This is a genomic window from Methanobacterium formicicum (assembly GCF_029848115.1).
In the GTDB taxonomy this organism is placed as follows: domain Archaea; phylum Methanobacteriota; class Methanobacteria; order Methanobacteriales; family Methanobacteriaceae; genus Methanobacterium; species Methanobacterium formicicum.
Genome location: NZ_JARVXG010000059.1, coordinates 192,906 through 214,717, shown reverse-complemented (window position 1 = coordinate 214,717; position 21,812 = coordinate 192,906). Strand labels below are relative to the sequence as shown.

General features: G+C 42.7%; 17 protein-coding genes and 1 tRNA gene. 3 read left to right on the top strand and 15 right to left on the bottom strand.

Annotated features, from left to right (window positions below):
* Positions 1 to 64 precede the first annotated feature (64 nt).
* The 4 genes from ribB to sepS all read right to left on the bottom strand — a co-directional run bounded on the left by ribB (position 65) and on the right by sepS (position 3,682).
* Positions 65 to 742, bottom strand: coding sequence for a 3,4-dihydroxy-2-butanone-4-phosphate synthase (gene ribB / locus QC759_RS12235; RefSeq protein ID WP_048072917.1), 678 nt, complete (start codon positions 740 to 742; stop codon positions 65 to 67).
* A 149-nt stretch (positions 743 to 891) separates the two neighbouring features.
* On the bottom strand, positions 892 to 1,266 hold the full coding sequence (locus tag QC759_RS12230) for a DUF120 domain-containing protein (protein WP_048073881.1): 375 nt from the start codon (positions 1,264 to 1,266) through the stop codon (positions 892 to 894).
* Positions 1,267 to 1,309: 43 nt separating this feature from the next.
* Positions 1,310 to 1,966: an endonuclease V gene (locus tag QC759_RS12225; RefSeq protein ID WP_048072918.1), complete on the bottom strand. Its 657-nt coding sequence runs from the start codon at positions 1,964 to 1,966 to the stop codon at positions 1,310 to 1,312.
* Between the two features lie 57 nt (positions 1,967 to 2,023).
* A complete protein-coding gene (gene sepS / locus QC759_RS12220) occupies positions 2,024 to 3,682 on the bottom strand; it encodes an O-phosphoserine--tRNA ligase (RefSeq protein ID WP_048072919.1) in 1,659 nt (552 codons plus the stop codon).
* A 131-nt stretch (positions 3,683 to 3,813) separates the two neighbouring features.
* On the opposite strand from sepS, the gene tfrA reads away from it, so the two are divergent.
* Positions 3,814 to 5,460: a fumarate reductase (CoM/CoB) subunit TfrA gene (gene tfrA / locus QC759_RS12215; RefSeq protein ID WP_048072920.1), complete on the top strand. Its 1,647-nt coding sequence runs from the start codon at positions 3,814 to 3,816 to the stop codon at positions 5,458 to 5,460.
* 151 nt (positions 5,461 to 5,611) lie between these two features.
* Here the strand turns inward: tfrA and QC759_RS12210 are convergent, their stop codons facing one another.
* The 11 genes from QC759_RS12210 to cfbD form a co-directional block, all read right to left on the bottom strand.
* Positions 5,612 to 6,229: a DUF2207 domain-containing protein gene (locus tag QC759_RS12210; protein WP_144405531.1), complete on the bottom strand. Its 618-nt coding sequence runs from the start codon at positions 6,227 to 6,229 to the stop codon at positions 5,612 to 5,614.
* Positions 6,230 to 6,755: 526 nt separating this feature from the next.
* Entirely contained in the window at positions 6,756 to 7,361 is a 606-nt protein-coding gene (locus QC759_RS12205) for a hypothetical protein (RefSeq protein WP_048072923.1), read from the bottom strand.
* Positions 7,362 to 7,365: 4 nt separating this feature from the next.
* Entirely contained in the window at positions 7,366 to 12,987 is a 5,622-nt protein-coding gene (locus QC759_RS12200) for an Ig-like domain-containing protein (protein WP_052659971.1), read from the bottom strand.
* A 351-nt stretch (positions 12,988 to 13,338) separates the two neighbouring features.
* Positions 13,339 to 13,410: transfer RNA gene (locus QC759_RS12195), tRNA-Arg, on the bottom strand.
* Between the two features lie 222 nt (positions 13,411 to 13,632).
* Positions 13,633 to 14,049, bottom strand: a complete 417-nt coding sequence (locus tag QC759_RS12190) for an HIT family protein (RefSeq protein ID WP_277897111.1) — start codon at positions 14,047 to 14,049, stop codon at positions 13,633 to 13,635.
* A 191-nt stretch (positions 14,050 to 14,240) separates the two neighbouring features.
* On the bottom strand, positions 14,241 to 14,846 hold the full coding sequence (locus QC759_RS12185; protein WP_048072925.1) for a hypothetical protein: 606 nt from the start codon (positions 14,844 to 14,846) through the stop codon (positions 14,241 to 14,243).
* Between the two features lie 109 nt (positions 14,847 to 14,955).
* Positions 14,956 to 15,384, bottom strand: a complete 429-nt coding sequence (locus QC759_RS12180) for a hypothetical protein (RefSeq protein WP_048072926.1) — start codon at positions 15,382 to 15,384, stop codon at positions 14,956 to 14,958.
* Positions 15,385 to 15,476: 92 nt separating this feature from the next.
* Positions 15,477 to 16,853: an AIR synthase-related protein gene (locus tag QC759_RS12175; protein WP_048072927.1), complete on the bottom strand. Its 1,377-nt coding sequence runs from the start codon at positions 16,851 to 16,853 to the stop codon at positions 15,477 to 15,479.
* 84 nt (positions 16,854 to 16,937) lie between these two features.
* A complete protein-coding gene (hisH, locus tag QC759_RS12170) occupies positions 16,938 to 17,549 on the bottom strand; it encodes an imidazole glycerol phosphate synthase subunit HisH (RefSeq protein ID WP_048072928.1) in 612 nt (203 codons plus the stop codon).
* Between the two features lie 114 nt (positions 17,550 to 17,663).
* Positions 17,664 to 18,671, bottom strand: a complete 1,008-nt coding sequence (locus tag QC759_RS12165) for a sugar phosphate nucleotidyltransferase (protein ID WP_048072929.1) — start codon at positions 18,669 to 18,671, stop codon at positions 17,664 to 17,666.
* Positions 18,672 to 18,824: 153 nt separating this feature from the next.
* Positions 18,825 to 19,919, bottom strand: coding sequence for a Ni-sirohydrochlorin a,c-diamide reductive cyclase catalytic subunit (gene cfbD / locus QC759_RS12160; protein ID WP_048072930.1), 1,095 nt, complete (start codon positions 19,917 to 19,919; stop codon positions 18,825 to 18,827).
* A gap of 255 nt (positions 19,920 to 20,174) precedes the next feature.
* On the opposite strand from cfbD, the gene QC759_RS12155 reads away from it, so the two are divergent.
* Positions 20,175 to 20,906, top strand: coding sequence for a hypothetical protein (locus tag QC759_RS12155; protein WP_048072931.1), 732 nt, complete (start codon positions 20,175 to 20,177; stop codon positions 20,904 to 20,906).
* Between the two features lie 122 nt (positions 20,907 to 21,028).
* Positions 21,029 to 21,802, top strand: a complete 774-nt coding sequence (locus QC759_RS12150; RefSeq protein WP_048072932.1) for a DNA/RNA nuclease SfsA — start codon at positions 21,029 to 21,031, stop codon at positions 21,800 to 21,802.
* The last annotated feature ends 10 nt before the right edge of the window (positions 21,803 to 21,812 follow it).

Below are 21,812 nucleotides of genomic sequence, written 5' to 3'. Positions count from 1 at the left end.
TTCAACAAGAAAAATCTAAGACCCTAAATGAAATAATAAAGGGGGATTAAAAAATTCCCTAAATTTAAATTCCTTTAAACTTATGGTAGGCTTCTATGAGTTCTGCTCCGCTTAAAAACACCAGATCATTCTTTTTGGCATATTCAGCTACTTTATCGGTGTTCATGGAACCGCCAGTTTCATCGTCCATCATTTCACAGCAAACTGCTACCTGGGTGGTGCCGGCCATCTCTGCCAGGGCAATACTCATCTCGGTGTGACCCTTCCTTTTCAGAACATGGCCTTCAGTGGATCGCAGGAGGGTTACATGTCCTGGAGCACGGAAATACTTGCCGAAATCCTGAAAGTTCCCGTTTTTACACATGAGTCCCAGTTCCTTGATGGTGCAGGCCCGGTCATTGTCAGTTATTCCAGTGAAGGTTTTCCGGTGGTTGACAGTTATGGAAAAGGCAGATTTTTCATCGTATGGTATGTCATTAGGTGTTAATTCGCCTAAAACTGGATATTCTCCACTGGCTGCATCCATCACATCAGTCATGAATGGTATTCCCAGTTTGTCAGAGTTTTCTGCGGATATGGGGACACAGACCAGACCTCCGGCATCATTTCGGATGGTGGTCATGTGCTGGGGGGTCATGAACTCCGCAGCGATGATCATATCGGTTTCCCTCTCCCGGTTATCATCGTCAAATATTAGAACTATTTCTCCCTTTTTAAATGATTCAATGGCTTTTTTTATCATGTGATCACAGATTTTTTTTGAGTGTTCGTGGGTATTGGATTTTTTTAGTTATAGTAAATTTTAGTTTAGGTATAGTACCTCACAGTTAAAAAGTTAACAATTTACAATTACCTTTAACCGGTTCAGTAAATTAAAAAAACAAAATTTAATCAGTTTATTTCTAAGATAACTTCATCTCCATCATTAAGTTTAAGTTTAGAGCGAAGATTTTCCTGGGCAACAAATTCCAAAATTTCTGGAGCATGTTGAGTCCTAACCGGGAATAAAATAGCTCCATCTACAACTTCACTGAGTTTAGCCGGGAGAAACTTCACATCCCCATAATTGTCAGTCCCTTCAATTACTCCCATCTTATCCTGCATTTTGGATATTTCCCGGGCACATTCTTCTGATATTTCCAGGTTAAGAGTCCCGGGGTATGGTTTGAATTTAAGTTTTTCCCTAAATTCGTCCTGATAAACATCTAAAGACATGAAATAAGTGCCTTTATGGGTTCCGGAGATAACCTTCCCTTTGATTTCCATGGTTCGATCCTTCAATTTTCTTGATTTATTCTATTCCTTCCAATTATCCCCTTTCTTCCAAAATATTTTTGAAAGTTTCGGTGGCCAGTAGGTGGGCTTGTCTAATTGGTTCGGGGGTTTTGAAGATACTGGTCCTTTCTACAACATTTAAAGCAGTCTTTAAGGATATTCTATGACCAACGCTCACGTACTTTCCCCTAAAAAAGGCCCCAATTACGCAGCCATTTTTTGATATTAGGAATTGGTCCTCAGCGTGGTGTCTTTGGGTGGCTACGTTTATATACCTTTCATCAATTAACCTTTTGGCCACACCAATGGTGGGACAGTCCCGAAGTACACCCACATGGGAAGCCAGTCCAAAACCACGGGGATGCATAATACCATGACCGTTAACCATTAAAACATCAAAATCATGTTTTAAGGTATTTAAAACAGATAAAGATGGTTCAACCTCCCTTATACCCAGAAAACCTGGGATATATGGGAAAAATAGTTCTGTCTCCAGGGTTTTAGTTTCAATTACTTCCAGTCCTTTCAGTTCCAGGACCACGGCTGCTGCCACAGCTTTATTATCCACCGAAAATGAAATGTCCACCCCGCCCACCCTTTCCAACCTCCTGAAATCGTCACTTTCTGTTACTTTATCCGCCAGGGAGTACTGTATACTGGCTAGTTGGGGGGTGAGGTTACCGAAACACATTCTCTTCTGAATGAGGAGTTTGCTTTGATTAAATTCTTGAATTAAACCATTTATTCATCATTCCTTAATTTCAGCGGTTATAGTGCAGAATATAGGTCCTCTAATGTCAATTACCTTATTCCTACTGTTAATGTAACGCATGGCCAGTTTATCCAGTTTGAGGTTGATATCTGAAGGAGACTTGGCTATGGTGGCCCTCAAATTAACCTGTTCTTCTCCACTGACCACCATCTCCTCTATGTGGTAGGCGGCCTGGGCAGCAACTCCGCCCATGTAGCTGATACCTGTGGGGATACCCTTTTCCACGGCGGCAATAGCCAGGTCATCGGCTATTTCCTTTCCCAGATTTTGCAGAATATTTTCAGCATTATTTGGGGTGGGGAATCGTTCCATCCGGGCTGGCTGGGGCACACCCACGATATTACCATCGTACACGTACACCCGATTCCAGCTGGCAGGTCCCAGGAGCTTGGTGCCTGCTTCCGGTTCGGTGATCTTGACTTCCAGGGATTTTCCCATAAACTCTCCTTTAAAGGCAGTGAATTCACAGGGTGATACTGTATCTCCATATTCCTGGGCAGTGTTTACCAGGGCTTCCATCAATTTGCGGCCATCATCCGTCACTGGATACAGGTTCAGGCGGAGCATGGAGGCCATTTCCCGGTCACTGAGGCCCCACTTACCATAGGTATGGGGATAAACCATCTCCCGAATGTCCTCGTGGTCACCGAGGATCATGGCAATCCTCTCGGCGCCCACACCCAGGTTCATTACCTCCTGGTCAATACCATACTTGGCCAGGGCAATGGGGGAGTACAAACCAAAGGTAGCCACTTCCACCCATTCTTTGAGTTTGGGATGGTAACCGTAGACCTCGGTCTGAGTTCCAGGGATGTAGTACTTGGATTTTTTCTCATCAGGCATGAATTTAAACTTCTGGAATCCAAAGTACTCTAAAAGGCTCTCCGAGACAGCCATTCCCATATCCAGGGAAACCTCATCATCCATCCAAACACAGGAAGCGGAGTGATAGGTCATAAGATGGCTTGAATCTTCTCTTTGCTCCCGACGGAAGCAGCGGTCAATTGAAAATAGTTTAACAGGCAGGGGGCTGTTTTGGTTCAGGGCATTCAGGGTTATGAACCATCCGGAGGTCATATGTGAACGTAAAGTGGTTTTGCTGGAGATGGGGGTTAACTCCTTAAGTTCGGGGAAAACCCTTTCCATAACTCGTAGCCCGGTGGCATCGGCTACTTCCAGGGCAATGGACACATCGTGGACCAGGTCATCCCCGCTGGTGTCACCTTTTTTATAGCTCCGGAACACTTCTTTAAGTCCCTGGATCTTATCTTCATCAAGTGGAACATCCATTCCTTCGATCTGGGCTATTTTATCCATGCTGATCCCTATATCTGGTCGGGGTAGCCCTGCCAGGTAGAAGCAACGGTCTAAAACTGCAGGGGCTTCTGGTCCGAACTGGCGGTAAACATGGTCCTCTTCAATGAAGAGGGGGTTGATGGTTTCCTGGAAACCAAGAAGTAAGTAGGCCTGCCGGAGCTGGGCCATGGTATCCGAGAGTGGATGGGTCCTGCCGGGTTTGAAGTGCAGACGGGGATATTCCTCATCGTGATGGGGATTTTTAAGATTTTTACCTGTTTCCACCCAGGCCTTTTCAAAATCCCTCTTCGCTAACTTTAATATCTCCTTTTTCTTCACTGCACATCCTCCCTTAGTTTAAAGATAATATTGAAAATTGTTTTTAACATATTTTTATATCTAATCATACCCTTAAACTTCTCTCCACTCTACTTAAAAAACTTAAATAAAACCGGGTGCAATTTCATAATATGGAAAGGGAGACTTACCACACCGATGTACTGGTCATTGGATCCGGGGGGGCCGGATGCAGAGCAGCCATCGAAGCAAAAAAGCATGATCTAGATGTTATCATAGTGTCCAAGGGATTATCATACAAATCAGGATGCACCACCCTGGCAGAGGGGGGCTACAACGCCGCTTTCGCCTATGTGGATGCCGAGGACAGTGTACAGGCACACCTGGAGGACACCCTCAAAGGAGGGGGCTACCTCAACGACCCTGAACTGGCACGTATACTGGTGGAAGAAGCACCAGACCGACTCACCGAACTGGAAAGCTACGGGGCCCTCTTTGACCGGCAGGAATCAGGCGAATTGAACCAGCGACCATTCGGGGGTCAGACCTACCGGAGAACCTGTTTCCAGGGGGACCGTACCGGTCACGAGATGATGACCGCCCTCAAGGAGGAGGTTATCCGCCAGGATATTCAGACTGTGGACGAGGTCATGATCACCTCACTTATCCAGGATGAGGATGGACGGGTGGGAGGTGCCTGTGGAGTGTCCCTACAGAGTACTGAATTTGTGGTGTTCCATGCTAAATCCACCATCATCGCCACTGGAGGGGCGGGCTGGATCTACCCGGTAACCTCCAATGCCCTGCAAAAAACCGGGGATGGCTATGCCCTGGCCTGGAATGCCGGGGCAGATCTATTGGATATGGAACAGGTTCAGTTCCACCCCACTGGCATGCTGTACCCTGACTCCCGCCGGGGAGTTCTGGTGACCGAGGCGGTTCGTGGGGAGGGAGGAAGACTCATAAACTCCCAGGGGAAACGTTTCATGACCAACTATGACTCACGTGGAGAGCTGGCCACACGGGACGTGGTAGCCCGGGCTATCTACAACGAGATAATGGAAGGAAGGGGCACTGAAAACGGGGGAGTCTATCTGGATGTAACCCACCTCCCGGCAGAGGTCATAGAGGAAAAACTGGAAACCATGCTCCTGCAATTCCAGGATGTAGGGGTGGACATCCGGGAAAAACCAATGGAAGTAGCACCCACTGCCCACCACTTCATGGGAGGAGCCCGGATAAATCTAAAGTGTGAAACCAACATACCCAACCTCTACGCAGCAGGTGAAGCTGCGGGCGGAGTTCATGGTGCCAACCGGCTTGGTGGAAATGCACTGGCAGAAACCCAGGTATTCGGAAGACGGGCTGGCGAAGCAGCCGCAAAAAACGCACCAAAATCCAATTTCAAATCGAACCCTGCCTCTCTGGAAATGGAGGAAGAGCGAATTGGGAAACTATTCCGGGAAGGGGATTACTATCCCTTCCAGCTTAAAGAAGAACTGCAGGAAGTCATGTGGAATAATGTAGCCATAATCCGCTGGGAAGAAGGTCTTAAATCAGCTTTAAACGACATCCATGTTATTAAAGATAAAATGGCCCGAATGAAGCTGCCGGAGGTACGTGGCTATAATCAGCACCTTTTAGATGCTCTGGAACTGGAGAATATGGTTTTAATTGCTGAATTAGTTACCAGATCTGCAATTATCCGTGAGGAGAGCAGGGGAGCACATTACCGTGCCGATTTCCCAGAAACCAGGGATGAGTGTAAGAAGAGTATTGTTTTGAATGAGAATGAGGATGTGAAGTTCATAAAGAGATAATTTTTTTTGTTTAACTCACATCTTACTTTGAATCTTTTTGCAATGCAAGTAAACAAAATCGTTGTTTGGGAACAAAAATATGCTTATTATTTTTTGAATCACCAAAAGGTAAAATATTATCAAGATAACTAGAAAATTTTCTTATTTAACTTCATTTTGTAAAGTACCCCACGTAATTATTTTTTCCTTTTGTATCATATTTTAAGCCTTTATAATCGTTATGTCTAAGTTTGAGGGGAAATTTTTGAGGATCCAAATTTTTTTCATAGATTAATTCTGCTCCATGATCGATAATTTCTTGAATTAATATTTTTAAATCATTATTATATTCTTCTCCTGCAGTTTTCCTACGTTTAGTAATAATCCAGACAAGATATAGGTAAAAACTCGGAATTGAAACTATTACCGTACCTAAAATTGTATTAAACAGACTAAAATTTAAATAAATTACAAATATACTAAAACACAAGCCTACAACTATTAAAATCACGGTTATTAAGCTGAAGAAAAGTTTTAGGATTTCTTTTGGATTAAATTGTGAGAATTTTTTTGAATAGGGTTTTTGCAAGTTACGAGTTTTCCCATGTAACTCTGGGTTGGTTTTTACGAAAAAATAGCGTTTAGATTGTTTAGATAAGAGGTATAATGTTGTTCTTATAGAATATGGATTAATACCTAAGGGTGCAGGGGGTCTGAATACTTCTAGTTCGGTTATATATGCACATAGGCCTTCTATGTTTTTTGTTATCGGGTCATCTTTTGATGGCATAGAACATCTCTTTATAAAATGCAGATTATGGGGAACAGTGAGGGGGCCAATAAAATTAATGAGGATCGGCTTACAATGAAAACTATAATATCTGCTTATTTTGGCATTAACTTTCATTTGCCTTTGAATCATCTATATTTAAACGCTAAGATGGTAAAAACTACTCCATAAATTAATAAAGCTATTGAAAACAGGAAATCAGCTGTCATGAAGTTATTAATTAAAACTAATAATGGTGGTGCTAAAGCGAACATGGCAATGAAAGCAAGAGGAATATTTTTATGAGAATAATTTTCTTGGATATTCTTTTTAATTAAAAATAAACATGGAATTATGCTGAAAACTATTAAAATCATTATAATTTTAATAATTTGGGCGTAAGGGGCGAATTCTTGGCTAATGGTAATGAGGGATACCATATAATTAAGATCAGGGAAATATATCTGAGTATAATACAATAGAATTGTTTTTGAAAAAGTGATTAAATAAAATAGTACTAATAGGGTTATGAGAGGGTTTTTGGTGTTCATTTTATAAAAAAGCCCACATATTTATTTATACCTTTCACTTCATAATTCAAGCCATTATAATCGTCATGTCGGAGTTTGATTGGAAAATTATTAGGATTTAAATTTTTTTGATTAATAAATATTATTCCATAATCAATAAGTCTCTGTACTGCTATTTTTAGATCAGCATCGTATTTTTTACCAAGATAATTTTTGCGTCTCGTAATTAACCATGCGAAATATAAATTTAGACTAGGTAAACCTATGATCAATAAAATCAAAATTTCTTGAAAAAGAGTTAGAGAAAATATCTCTCTTAAGATAATAGGTACTCCCCACACAAAAGCCAGTATCAGAAATAAAGAGTATTTAATTATTTTTTGTTCTTTTTGTTCTATTTCTCTGTTTTTCAGGTAATTTTCTATTTTTTTAACAGTTTTTCCATGAATTTCTTCATTATTTTTGATAAAAAACGTTTTAGGTATGTTTTTATATAATTTAAAGATTGCAGTAATAATGTTATAATCTAATATGCTAATTCCTGGGGATCTGAACGAGTCTAACTCCATTATATAAACATTTAACCCTTTAATGTTTTTGTAATGTTTTGTTTCTGAACGCATTTGATCATCCATATTTTTTAAAGAAATCGATTATTGTATCTTTGTCAAAATATAATACAATACCGAGTGCAATTATAAATAGTGCAATAGCGAAAAAAGCAAATGGTCCTCCTCCAGCTAAAATTAGAGCTAATATGAGATAATATATAATATAGATTGCGAATATCATTTCTGCTGCGGCTAATATGAAAAGAATCATTTCTAAAAGAAATTTAATGAAGTCTAAATTAGATTGGGATCTCTCATTTTTAGAACCTTCATCTTTAGATTCACTACCATTTTCTGACTTGTTACTTGATGTTGAACTGTCACTCTTCTTAGCTGAACCAAAACTCTGTGATGTTGAGCTGGGTTGAATTTGTGAACTAGAACTAGGTGAATTTTCTTGTGATGTTCCGGGTGTTGGATTTCCGGTGGTTTCTGGTGTTGTGGGTTGTGTGGGGGTGTTTGGTTCTCCTGTGGGGTATATGGTGTAGGGTAGGGTCATGGTGGCTGTGTTTCCTAGTGCGTCTGAGGTTTGTAGGTTCATCTGGTATTCGCCGGTTGTGGTGGTGGTTGTGGTGGTGTAGCTTGCGCTCCATGCTGCTGTGGATGTGTCGTGGAGTGTTTTTTGTTCACTTCCAAAGGATGCAGTTACTGTTTTGGCGTCGTTTGAGGTGTAGGCATCCACGTCTATGTTTTCTCCGGCGTAGAGTCCGTTGGGTGTTAGGCTGCCGGATATGGTGGGTGGTGTGTTGTCCACGGTGAAGGTCTGGCAGTCTGTGCCCTGATTTCCACCGGTATCTTCGGCTATGAAGTAAACTGTGTGTTTACCATCGGTAGTTGGGGGTATGTTGTAGGTGGATTTCCAGGTTCCGTCAGCTTGTTTGGTGAGGGGTATGTTGTCCCCCAAGAGTTGGGCTGTGACTTTCACAGTTTCAGGGTCTGTTTGGGCAGTTAAGTTAACTGTGGACCCGGACCTTACCAGTGTTGGAGTTAAGTTTCCTACTATTGTAGGTTCAGCACTATCTACAGTGAGGAGTAGTTGGATAGTGGTTATGTATCCAGATCGGTCACTGGCGGTTAAAGTAACCGGATAAGAACCATCCAAAACCCGAGGAATAACATAATTCCGGGTCCACTTCCCTCCTGCTTGTTTTGTTAAGTTAAATGATTCATTTAAAACATGTACAGATACTTTTTCAACATCCAATTCTGTTTTAGCGTTAATAGTTATTAGATCCCCTTTTTGTCCGGTGGAAGGTGTTAAGTTACCAGTGAGTGTGGGTGGTGTGTCCACCCTGAAGGGTAGATTGACACTTTGGCCCACAAAATAGCTATAACCTCTTCCATTAAGGCCGAGGCCATATCGCAGGTAAACCCGCATAGAATAATCTCCATCAGCAATGGATGGAACCACATAATCATAAACCCATTCCCCAATTCCATTTTTGGTTGGCATGAATGTTTCCTCTGGTGCCAGCACCCTTACCCATTCAGCATCAGGATCTGAGGTAACAGTAACCCTTATCACATCCCCGGGCTCCACCAGAGTCTCATTAAGCCAGGCATTAATTGTAGGGGAGCTGCGCTGGGAAGTTAAATTTAAAGTGCATGTGCCAGTGTTTCCTGCCCGATCCCGGGCAGTTAAAACCACCGGGAAAACACCCTCATCATCAATGTTTAAATCACCACGGAAATGCCACTGGTTAGCACTGTAACCATACAGTCCCACCGTGGTACCCAGCAAATCAGCAGTCGCACTGTTTGCATCTCCAACAGTGGTGGCACTAAGGGTGAATGTGGTTTCAAAACTATTAGCTCCGCCAATATAAACTTTTGATGGACTAATCACTCCAGTGATGGAAGGTGGGGTGTTATCTACGGTTAAAAAGATGGTTGTGTTACTTTCGTGATTTTCACCATCAAATGCCTTTAAAATCACTGGATAAACTCCATCAGCAAGAGATGGCACGGTGTAGGGAGCAATCCATCTGCCATCACTCTGTTTGATCAGAGGACTGGTTACTTCCTGAACCTCTGCAGTAACACTCAAAATTCCAGGGGTGGTGTAAGCAGTTATGGTGGTCACAGTACCACTTGTGGTTGGATTTGGGGTTATTTTCCCCTGTAATCCTGGTAAGATAGTGTCTGATCCTCTTACAAATACATTAACACCAGATGGTGAGCCAGGGATCAGGTTATCTGCCTGGGAACTGAAAACCACTATTCTCCCATCCGCACTTATACTGGGCTCTTCACTATCGTCATTAGGCCATTTTCCACTTATAGAAAGGCTCACAGGAGTTAAGGTCTTTAATTGGCGGTCATAGAGCATTACAATTCTGTATTTGTAGTAATCAGGTTCGTTACCAGGACCAATCCATCCGAAAGTCCCGGTCACAGGGTCATATGCCCAGGCAGCAGATTGCCACTGACGGCCACAGGTGAAAGCAACGTATCTGCCATCTGCACTTAAAGAGGGTTCGTATTCATCCAGGTTTCGTAAAGCTCCGGGCAATTTTATTTTCTCAAGAGCACCGGATATTCGGTCGTAGACATAAATCCGGTTCCCACCCTCATCATCAGGGTCAAAGATTAGGGGACCAGAACAGAAGGTCACAAACCGGCCATCTCCACTTATAAAAGGTGAATCGCTATGCCCTCCACTTTCTTCTCCATTTGGGCCGAGACTTATCCTTTGTGTAATTCCAGAGGCAAGATCACGCAGGAAAATATCCTGATTTCCATTGGTATCACTGGAAACTAGATTATCTGCACTGCTGGAGAATACAAGATAACGACCATCTGCACTTATGCTGGGCTGACTACTGTCGCCATTGGCTTCACCCCCACTGGGGGTAACACTTACCCTGGAAATGCTACTTGTAGCTCTATCCCAGAGGAAGATGTCAGCACGTTCATTAACATCATTGGGTACTAGATTACTGGCGTAACTGGTAAATACAACATATCTTCCATCAGCATTAATTGAGGGATCGAAACTCTGATCGATTGTCCCTCCTCCTTCAAATGACTTAGTAATGATTTGGGTGGTTCCTGAAAGTCTGTCTCTTATGAAAATATCCTGACAGGAATTATTGTCACCCAGAACCAGGTTACTGGCATAGGAGGTGAAAACCACATAACGACCGTCGGCACTTATGTTGGGCTGGCTGCTATCTCCATTTCCTTCGGCACCATTATTGGAAACACTGACTCTTTCAGTTATCTGGGTTTGCAGGTCACGGACAAAAATATCCTGGTAATAGTTGTTTTCACCTGGTACCAGGTGGCTGGAAGAACTGGTAAAAGCCACGTAGCGTCCATCTGCGCTTATGACTGGTTCATCACTCCGACTGTAATCATCAGTCCCACCATCAAATGGAACACTCACCAGATTGGTGGTGTTATCCGCAGCTCCAACCGCTCCACACAGGACCATGGTAACAATGAAGGCCATAGGTATGAGTAAATAGGGGTTTTTAAACATTCCAAGGCCTTTTTTACGGATGTAAGCCCCTAAGAAAACCAGTAACATGGCCATTTCCAGGAAACTGAAGCTCATTCCAGTGTTCTCCATGGGCACAGAGTTAGATGTGTTTTTTCTCAAAGGAGAATAAACATTGTTGCTAGCTGCATTCACTGTAATTTGGGATGTGTCTGGTTGTAACACAGAAGGTGGAGATATTACAGGCAAAGAAGGATTAGGATTAACTAAAGGGGGTGTTAGGGCTCTGGTGCTAATGCCCAGCAGTGCTAAATTATTGGAAATCAGGGGGTCCTGTTCTCTTCCAGATATTAAAGCACCTCCAAAGAGGGAACCTCCCATTTCCATAATAGCATGGATAATAAGTGAATTAGTAGAACCAGATGCAAGATTTCCAATATTCCACAATCCTCTACTAGAATCATAACTACCACCTTCAGAAGACACAAAGTGAAGTCCTTTTGGCAGGCGGAAACTCACAGAAACATCCCTACTATCACTGGGTCCATGGTTATTTGCAGTAAGAGTAAGAACTACTTCTTTTCCTTTTTCAGGGTGAATATTATCTGCATTTAGAGAAATGGAAAGATCTGCCAGTGGCACCCCCACAGTCAGATCATACAGTATCGGTGAAACACTACCCTGTAGTCTTTCCAGGGTGGTTTCAACTTGCAGGTATCTGCCGGGTGGTGTTGAAACCAGGTTAACTCCACTAGTTACAGACTCCCATGCAGACCAGTAATTTTGATCATTTGAGCTGTGCACTCTAACTTTAACTGAAGTTCCAGTAGGCTGGGAACTGTTCCATGAAATTATACCCCACGGGGCATCGGTAATTCCAGAGTCGTGAATAACGGTCCAGCTCCCTCTGCTGGTGGTTATAGTGCTTGAAACCAGTCCGGTCATGTCACTGTAACCATAGTGAAGGCTTCCAGGGATTCTTTTGGATAGTTCCACCTGATTGGTGGTAGGGTTTATGCGGTGGATGAATTCATCACCTACATCCACCACCCACACTTTACCCTCTCTGTCCACTGCAACCCCAGTGGGGGTGTTTCCCACGGGAATGGTAATTTTTAATGTTCCATCATTTGAAAACCTGCTCACGCTGTTATAAACATTGTTAGCTGTCCAGATATCTCCGTCAGGGGTGACTGCTATTCCCTGGCCATATGATGCGTCTTTTGTCCATAATATCTCTCCAGTGAGGGTGTTAATGCAGGAAGTTTTGAGAAAGTTCAGTCCAGAAACAAACAAATGATTATTCTGATCTAACGCAAGCCCATAAGCCATATGGGGGAGATTTATTTTAATAAATGAATCATTTGATGGATCTAAACGGAGAACGTTGTTACCATTATTTCCAGATGACCATAATATCCCGTTACCATCTATCACTGCTCCGTAAGGTGTGTGTCCTGTTGAAGTAATGTTGATGCATTTTAATATCTCACCTGTACTTCCATTGATATAATAATATAATTTGGTACCAAAAGTCCCGATCCACACGTTATTTTTTGAATCAACTGCTAAACCTCTTGGGCCTGGATTGTTATAGTTATTTGCGTAAATTCCGATGTAATTTCCGGGAATGTAGGTTCCTTCATGTTCTGGTATTAGGATCACTTCATAAAACACGCATTCATCCTGACCCCAGGGGAGTATTTCATCGGCGTCAATCACCCCATTTCCATCCCTATCCCTGGAGGTTTCTATAAATCCATTACCATTTCTATCCTGATACTGGCCGTTTTCATAGAGTCCGATTTTAACAGCGGTTCCTATTTGTCTATTTCCCACCCAACAGTTGCCAACCAAGTCTACTGTAGTTCGGGAGGGATTGGCATAGGTAGACACATTATCGGGACACACTTTGTAACGGCCCAATTCTTTACCAGTTAGTGTATTTAACTTGGAAACTGTCCCATCATTGCTATTAGGTACCCAAATATACGAAAATGTGGAGTCTGAACTGTTTGAAAGTTGTAACTGGTCATTTACCGTCTCATGTTCCAGATTTACCAGAGTTCCATTGTCAAAATCAGAATTATTGGTATAGTTCTGGTTGAGATCAGCACCAGCGGTTGTTCCACAAATGATCAGGGCGAAAATAGAAGATAAAATTAAGATTGATAATTTTTTATTTAATCTAGTCAAGTTTAGCCCGCCCCATGATAATGATGATAGATAATTTATTATCTTAATATAATCATACTAAAATTTAACAGCATTTAAAGCTTTCGATTTATTGTTTGTTCCATTAAAAAATTAATAAGATCAATTTAAAAGAGTTAACCATACAAAACTAAATATACAAATTATATAAACGATATGAAGAGATATTATTGGATAAACTTATTAAAATAGTCTTTATGCATATTTTAAAGAGTTTATATTATTATAAAAGGATTTTTTCAAGGTTTATTCAATAATAATCGCAAATTTTAGTTAAAGAGGTTATTATAGTATTATTATATGGCATTTTAAAAAATCAGAAAAGATAGTATATGCCCTGACCGGGACTTGAACCCGGGTTATAGGATCCGCAATCCTAAGTGATATCCACTACACTATCAGGGCCAACAAAATAACAGTTTTCACCACACCAGAAAACTCATGGTAGGGTATATTCTTCATTGGATTTTTTCCTATTTAAAGTTTTGATGTCCAGTAGACTGATTATTAAGAAAAGGTTAAAAACAGTGTCCATTGCCTGATGGTTCTTTACCTGATGGGTTCTGATCACTACTTTACAAATCCTGCTGGCAGCCAATTTCAGGTAGATTTAATGTCTGGACTGGATTATAATTTAAGATACTTCAATATATGATTTTTTATTTCCCTTTTAAACTGAGGTGATAGTTGAACTGCAGGGTCCCGATTATACATGGTACTTTTACCAAAACAAGGGTCATAAAATGTTTTTCCATTGAATTCAATCGGATTCTTGTAACGGGGAATGAAATGCCAGTGCAAATGGGGGCAGGGTGGGTCTTCCAGGTAGGAAGAGTTCATCAAACATCCCCAGTTGAACAGGGTGGCGTTAAAAGCTTTTCGAATTGTTGATTCCAGTTTTTTAACCACCAGGGCAAGGTCTTCCCATTCTTCATCCTTTAACCCGGAAAGCTCTTTTTCATCCCTTTTAAGGGCCACGACACAGGTTCCCAGATTCCTCTGATCCGGGGCCAGGATGATAAGCCAGTGTTCAGTTTCAGCCACTAATTCACCAAACTGGTGGGTCTTCAATCTTTCAAAGTACTCACATTCCAGGGAGATCCCTCCTGTGTAATTTTTGAATTTAGGTCTGGTAACTATTGGGGATGATTTTAATCTTTTAGACTTAATTCTTAGAGTAAATCATTAACCAATGATAACTTATGGGGTTGTTTAGCTGAATAATTTTTGGGTTATTAGAATCCCAGTAACAGGTAAAGCTGCAATGCAGTTAACAAATAACCCAAGGTCGTCCCGGTAATTAGCTGGGCCGGGGTGTGTCTTTTAAGGTGCAGTCTGCTCCACACTACCAGGGGCACCACTAAACTAAACGCCAGCCCGGGCCAGCCGAAAAGGTAGATAAGTGCAGTGGCTGGACCAGCAATACCCATGGCGTGTATGCTGATCTTCCAGAACAAACTGAACAAGAGCACGATAAGGGTATTGTTCAAGTAGCAGACCATCAATGCCGAGGTAAGTGAGGGAGCCCCAGCAGCGAAGAGTACAATTACCCCCACCACGTAGGACAGAATAACCAGTAACAGGGGATAGATCCTATCTTCTCGACGTGGCATGTCCACTTCCAGATTGTTTCTTAGTATCCACAGAGAACTAGTAATTATGGGTAAAATACTCACGAAAAATATGCTAAGGAATGAAAACCATGCCCAGTTCCCATTGTAAAGTAGAGTGTAATTTATAACCATAAAAACAGGGATAGCCACCAGGGGAGGGTTGCTTACTGTGGATATGAAACTGGCCAGACTAGTGTTAAATGATTTGTTCTCTGTAGAAGGGGTCATCTAGTTCCTCCGGTACCATAAAAAAGGGTGATGCATGGTTATTGTATACTGTTCTTCTTTAAAATTAATAGCTAATAAAACCTTTCTTTAAGGACAGAGTAGAATAAACTTATTTAATGTAAATACGGAAGGTGTAGTTCCCACAATTCCTGGAGGCAGTGGCCAAATTATCTTCTTTTTTTAAATCCATTTTTCCGGCCAGTATTTCCCCGCGCAACTGATTTTCTTCAGTTAAAAGATAGTCATTTCCGGCTAATTTTTCATCAAGGAAACTGGAGGCAATTTTTTGGGCATCAGTTATACTGGCTCGGCTGTTGTTCCCTGAGGATAAGATTAAGGATATTTTTTCCAGAACAGATATATGGTTTACTTCGGAATAGGACATAAGTTCCAGGATATCCTGGGCATTCTGGGATGAATGGACAGGGTGGGCTGGTTCAACCGATGCCATGAAATTAGAAACTCCAAAAATAACAATAATAACTGGTATCAGGGCTAAAACTGCATCTAATGTGTAAGCTAATCCTTTATCATCCATAAAATTCCCATAAAGTGTTTTTACCCCATCTTACAGTAACTTCAAGGAAGTTAACTGGAATCCAGTTAAAAAGATGGGGTGGGAACCTGGAATTATTGGTTTTCGTGTTTTTCTTTTATTCGAGCTACCACTTCATCTTTCTTGGCAATGGCTTCCAGGGCTGATCTTTCCACCTTCTGCTTCATTTCCTCGAAGTCTTCCGGGTGAAGGTCGCCCACGATCTTTTTGATCTTGGTGTAAGCTGCTTCCCGGAATAGTGGTCGGAGTTCTTCTTCCCCTCCAGATTCCGTGAGGAGACGGGGGATCCCGGTATTATCTACTTCACCTATCCTACCAATCTGAACTCCTGCACTGGAGACCGCCTTTTCCACCTCAATGGCAATGTCTTCAGGGGCTATGATCATGAGGGAATCCACAGAAACACCCAGATGATCGATGTCCAGGCTTTCCAGCATTTCCAGAACCTTGGGGTTGACCAGTTTCCTGATCTCCTCTTCCCAGAATGCCAGTCCCACTCCCGTGGTTTGGGATATTTCATGGGCATCTCCTCGGAGTCCTCCGTTGGTAACATCAGTCATGGCATGGACTTTTGGAAGTAATCCTGCATTTAATATGGCTTCAGAAGCCTCTATAAAGCTTATATCCATGGTTTCCCATACCACATCGAAGAGTCCGTGGTACAGGGCGGTGGTGGTTATGGTACCACCCCCGGATCCTTCGGTTAAAAGTATTACATCACCTGCTTCAGCCCGTTTACGGGCAGTAGGGGGGTGGGGTGATATTCCCACAGAACCGACAGCACTAACCAGCCGGTCTCCCAATACCATGTCTCCGCCTACCCTGAGGGTGCTGCCGGCCACCAGGGGAACTCCGGTGAGCTCGGATACCGCACATACTCCGGCAGTGTAATCAAATAGTTTGGCCACCTCTCCATCATCGGCCAAGTGAAGGTCGCTCAAAAGAGCAACTGGCTGGGAGCCCATGACGCAAACATCTCGCATTGATGCCCTTGCCACATGGAAACCTCCCAAAAAGGGGTATTCGCTTAAACGGGAGTGTATTCCATCTACAGCGGTGGTGATGTATACTTCATCGGCTCCAGCAGTTGCTTTAACCACTCCTCCGTCATCCTGGGCTGTGGGATTGATGAAGGCATTGGTGTGGCTGCTTTTAACGATTTGGGCGATTTGACGGTGAACGAAAAAGTCTCCTGCTCCCCGGGAACCTACACCCATTTGACCCATTCCTATTCCTGATTTTGGATATTTTATGAGTCTTTTAAGGGATTCATCAGGGTGTTCTTCTATTTTAAGGGTGCATTTGACTTCATCCAGGACTGCCTGTGCCATTTGGCTGGCCTGTTCTGGGTTGATGTCTTTGAATTCCAGGATCTTATCCTGGAGGCTTTTTTGAACAGATTCTTCGTCATGATCTACCAGGGTGCGCCTGGCGAAACCTTCTATGTCCACACTAACACCTTCTTTAGTATTACTTATATTTAAATTTTTCCTACTATGGGATTAAAGAAACAATATCATCGGGCCGGTTTAGTATTATAGGGCTTGTTTAAGGAAGTTCTTCAATATTTCCAGACCTACTGGTCCACTTTTTTCAGGGTGGAACTGGGTGGCGAATACATTGTCCTGGGCCACAACCGCTGGCACTTCCACTCCATAGTCCACGGTGGCCACAACTATTTCCGGGTCCTCTGGCTGCACATAATAGGAGTGAACAAAGTACATGTAATCCTGGTCTATCCCTTCCATTAAAGGGGAATATCGGAGGGTATTAAGATTGTTCCATCCCATGTGGGGAATTTTAAGGCCTTGAGGGGGTAGCGTCTCTGGAAAGCGAACCACCTTACCGCGGAACACATCCAGCCCTTTAACTCCAGGACTTTCCTCGCTCTCACTGAATAACACTTGCAAACCCAGACAAACACCTAAAAAGGGTTTACCTTCTTGAATGTGTTGATGGATGATGTCCTGGTATTTTTGAAGGTTTTTCATGGCTGTTCCGAAGGCCCCCACACCAGGGAGGATCAGCACCTCAGCCTGTTCTAAATCCTTTTTATCATTAGTTACCAGTGCATCTGCCCCGATGCGGCGGAATCCATTACGAATACTTTTCAGGTTTCCGCTACCATAATCGATAATAGTTATCATGATTACCAGTGATTAAAACACGTTTTTCTAAGCTAATACTTCTTAATAGCGTTATTCCGGATTATTTCATGGATAATCCGTTTATTCTCCCATCTTTTTAAAAAAAATAAGATATTACCTGACGTCGTAGTAGTCCTTAACTCGAACGGTGTCGTCAGGGTGGGGGGTTGATATTTCGTGGAGAACTGTATTCTCCATGGCCACTATGGTGTGGTTTTCCAGGGGCTTGATCCGAATGGTGTCGTTTTTACCGAAATACTCTTTACGGTCTTCAAATTCTATGTATCCTGCTCCACTGAGGATGTACATGGTTTCATCCTTGTGGGGGTGGTGGTGGTAAGAGGTCTGATAACCTTCCCTGATGAATAACTCCTTGGTTAAGTATTTTTCAGTGTTTATCAGGATTTTTTCGTATCCCCATGGTTTATCTTCACGGTTTTTGTACTCTTTACGGATTTCCTCCAGTTCCTTGGAGGTGTCTATGGCCATCCAGAACAGGCCATCTTCCTGGTAGTAACCCAACTGGTTACTTTTGGCGTACATGGGGAAAACCGTTTTTTCAATATCCCCTACATCAAAGTCCCCAAAGTTAATTTCTCCCTTGGAGAAGTACACTCCTCCATTTATGTAGTAATCTAAAACTGGTTTTTCCTTGAAAGATACTAATCGATCGCCGCTGATTTCCACTATGCCGTAGGGGGAAACCATGCGGGTGATAAATATGGATAGGGGGTGGTCGGATTTTTCACCAGTTTCAATCATTTTTTTAATGTTAAGATCAGCCACTACATCTCCGTTGCGTATAATGCATTGTTTTCCAGGACCAACAGCTTCCATTCCTAACCTTATGGCATTAAGAGTTCCCAGTGGTTTATCTTCTTCCACATACTCTATTTTAACGCCCATGTAGTCTTCACCAAATCTCTCTTGAATTTTATCACTTAAAAAACCGGTCAAGAGGTAAACCTGGTTAACACCAGCGTTTTTGAAGTCGAAGAGTTGTTTATCTAGAATAGTGTAATCATCCTTAATTTCAATGAGGGGTTTGGGCACTCTTTCCGTGAGGGGCCTTAAACGTTTCCCAAATCCTCCGCAGAGTATCATACCTACTGTACTGGTCATAATCATCACCACAGTTTTTAATCTGTTATCTTTTAATCAAATTTATCTCTGAATCATAATCACGATTTTTAATCACAGTCTAATCATTTATTTATGGGCTATATTACTACGCAGTTATATATAAAATTCACCAACTGACCATCACCACCACGATCAGGTCGGGTTAGGAGATTTTTTATCGCTAATTTTCGCCCTTAAAACACTTCCAAAATCAGATTCAACTATCTTATCAGTTCCCAGTGTTTTGGCGTGGGCATCGAGTTCAGTGACCACCCAAGTGTATCCTAATTTTTTAAGTGGCTCTACTAAACGGGGACCATCAGTAATGGCAATAGAGGGGATGTCTAATTTTTCGATGGGAAGGGCGTGGGGCACTCCGGCGACTACCACCAGATCGAAGTCTTCTTTTTCTAAAAATTCAACGGCACGTTCTCCAGTTACTGGATATTCATCCAGTCCTCCAGTTATTGATTCGACTTTCTGACCTGTTTCTCCCAGTTCCTGGTGGATGTTCTGGGCGTGTTGCCGGATGCGGGGAAGACCAACCGCGGGGTCTAAATTGGCAATTATGGCTGGTTTGTTCCCGGGGCAAACCTCTTTAAAGGGTATTTTCAGAAGGTCGGCGAAGAGATAGGAGGTTTCTTTCTTGGCGTTGAGCACCAGGGCAATTTTATCCCCTCTTTCCAGGGCCTCTAAAAGTATACTGGCCACTTCTTCTTTGTCATCACCATAGGATGGGGCGATATACTTGCCCTGAGCCATGCCCCTGGTTTTTTCAATTTCAGTGGCCTTTTTCAGCATCCTGGTTTGCCTTTTCGTTTCCTCGGCGGGGATCACTCCTTCTCGCTGAGCAGCTTCCAGGACAGCAATGGCACCTTCCGTGTTATCTCCTTCACTTAAACCACCGTGGGACTCAACAGTAAGGACTTTGGCCGGGATCCCGGCGTTGTTCACTGCTTCCTGCATGTCTTCCCCAATGATCATACTGGCACAGGTACCCACCACCCCCACCAGCTGGGGGTGGAAAAGTTCTTCCACTTCGTGGAGTGTTTCTTCCAGTTTTTCCGCTGCACCAAATATGAAATCGTTTTCCGACATGGCGGTGGTCACCACCCTCACTCCATCATTTTCCAGAAGGCGGCCTGTACGGAAACAACAACCATGGGGGCCGTGTAGAATGATAACATCGGCGTTCAAATCTCGGAGAGTGTAAAGGGATGCGGCAATGGGGCTAGGTCGGGGATGCAAGTAAATCACCTCTATAATTTTTAAGATTCCAGTCAGATTAATCACAGTTTGACTGGTCACACATTTTCATTAACATTAACCATATAACTAATGCCACTATAATAAAGTTAAATCTCAGACACAATGCCGGGATAACCACAGATAAATATGGAGTATAATCCATATTAACGGAATTAAACACATCTAAATAGAATCATTCATACAATGAACATTTATATTCACTGATTAATGGGCATTTGTTATGGGGGACGCGATATGGGCAGAGAACAATGGTTTTTAATTTTTATAATGCTAATAGTAATGGTTGTGGGAACAACAACCAGTTTAAGTGGGATTTCTTACAATTACAACATTTCTGATGCGGATAATTACACTGCAGGGAGTAGTGTATCCAAGGTCAAATTTTTAGGGGAGCGTGACGATGGTTTTGTGGTCCGTTATGGTCCTTATGGCAATACCAAATCACCGGTAAAGGTGGCCTATGTGATGGGGGTTCACCCCATGGAAGTTCAGGCCCACCAGGCCATGATGACTGCGGTAACCAACGAACAGTCACTTAAGCATGCTTACTACATTTATCAGATCACCGTAACCCGGGATCGGGATGACTACAATCAGGGTAGAATTCATGGTCAGGAACTAGCCCGGGATTATGCTGTGCCGGATATTATAAAGGAGGACTATGACTTGGTGGTTGATGTACACTCCACCCGAGGGGATTACCCCGAAACCAGGTTTATTTCAGTGCCTGCCGATGACAGCCGTTCTTTACTATTGGCCCATCTTATTGTGAGTAAAATACCCTGGCTGGTTTTTTACCGCCCTCCCTTTGACGGTGGCCCTACCAGTGGTCCTTACGTGACCATTCCTATCATTAACTCCGGAACACCGGCCATGGTTTATGAAACTTACACTTATGCTTCCTTCAATGAAACACTGGACCACGCCACTGAATTCTTGAGGACAGTGGATGGTTTATCCCTTTAAGTTAGTAGGGGGCTATCATTAAGGGTAGTGGGGGAGGATTCCCTTTGATTACTCACTAAATTACAGGATACATTGGATATAATGGTCAGATTTAGGATTAAGACACAAAAAATAGGGATAAGATGAAAATATCGAATATAATGGAAGGAAAATTCAAAGACCGACCCAATCGTTTCACCGTAACCTTCCAAACATCTTCAACCGAGGATAAAGCCCATTTAAGAGACCCTGGAAGGTTAAAAGAGCTCTTAATCCCGGGGGTTAAACTACTTTTACGGCCAGCTCTAAACCCGGAGTCACGCAAAACCAAGTACGATGTTATCGCTGTCTGGAGCGAGGGAATATGGGTGTTAATTAACTCCGGTTTCCACAGTGACCTGGCTGGAGAATTAATAGAATTAGGGAAGATACCAGAATTATCAGATTACAGTGTGGAAAAAAGGGAATACACCTTTGGCCAGAGCCGTATTGATTTTTTACTTACCTGCCCAACCATTAAAGAAATTCCGGCACATGACGGAGAAACACAGGATGTTGAGGTAAATGCAAAAAATAAGATGCTAATGGAAGTGAAGGGCTGCACCCTGGTTGAGGAGGGGTGGGCCCGGTTCCCGGATGCACCCACCACCCGGGGAAAAAGACACTTGGAGGAGCTTATTAAAGCCAAAAAAGAGGGTATAAACTCTGCGGTGTTATTTTTAATTCCCCGTGAGGATGCCCAGATATTTTCACCCAACTGGGAGATGGACCCTGGTTTTTCCCAGGCCCTGCACCAAGCAGAACAGGCAAATGTGCTGATAATTGCCTATTCCTTTACTTTAACCTATCAGAAAAAAGAACTGGAATTAGAACCATTAAAAAAGGTAAAAATAAGGGTTAAGCCTAATAAGGGTTAAACCTTATTTT

What these genes read in the sequence shown, in the direction of transcription:
- ribB (WP_048072917.1), bottom strand. Translation starts at nt 742, where the DNA reads ATGATAAAAAAAGCCATTGAATCATTTAAAAAGGGAGAAATAGTTCTA.
- QC759_RS12230 (WP_048073881.1), bottom strand. Translation starts at nt 1,266, where the DNA reads ATGGAAATCAAAGGGAAGGTTATCTCCGGAACCCATAAAGGCACTTAT.
- QC759_RS12225 (WP_048072918.1), bottom strand. Translation starts at nt 1,966, where the DNA reads ATGTGTTTCGGTAACCTCACCCCCCAACTAGCCAGTATACAGTACTCC.
- tfrA (WP_048072920.1), top strand. Translation starts at nt 3,814, where the DNA reads ATGGAAAGGGAGACTTACCACACCGATGTACTGGTCATTGGATCCGGG.
- QC759_RS12210 (WP_144405531.1), bottom strand. Translation starts at nt 6,229, where the DNA reads ATGCCATCAAAAGATGACCCGATAACAAAAAACATAGAAGGCCTATGT.
- QC759_RS12205 (WP_048072923.1), bottom strand. Translation starts at nt 7,361, where the DNA reads ATGCGTTCAGAAACAAAACATTACAAAAACATTAAAGGGTTAAATGTT.
- QC759_RS12185 (WP_048072925.1), bottom strand. Translation starts at nt 14,846, where the DNA reads ATGACCCCTTCTACAGAGAACAAATCATTTAACACTAGTCTGGCCAGT.
- QC759_RS12180 (WP_048072926.1), bottom strand. Translation starts at nt 15,384, where the DNA reads ATGGATGATAAAGGATTAGCTTACACATTAGATGCAGTTTTAGCCCTG.
- hisH (WP_048072928.1), bottom strand. Translation starts at nt 17,549, where the DNA reads ATGATAACTATTATCGATTATGGTAGCGGAAACCTGAAAAGTATTCGT.
- QC759_RS12165 (WP_048072929.1), bottom strand. Translation starts at nt 18,671, where the DNA reads ATGACCAGTACAGTAGGTATGATACTCTGCGGAGGATTTGGGAAACGT.
- QC759_RS12155 (WP_048072931.1), top strand. Translation starts at nt 20,175, where the DNA reads ATGGGCAGAGAACAATGGTTTTTAATTTTTATAATGCTAATAGTAATG.
- QC759_RS12150 (WP_048072932.1), top strand. Translation starts at nt 21,029, where the DNA reads ATGAAAATATCGAATATAATGGAAGGAAAATTCAAAGACCGACCCAAT.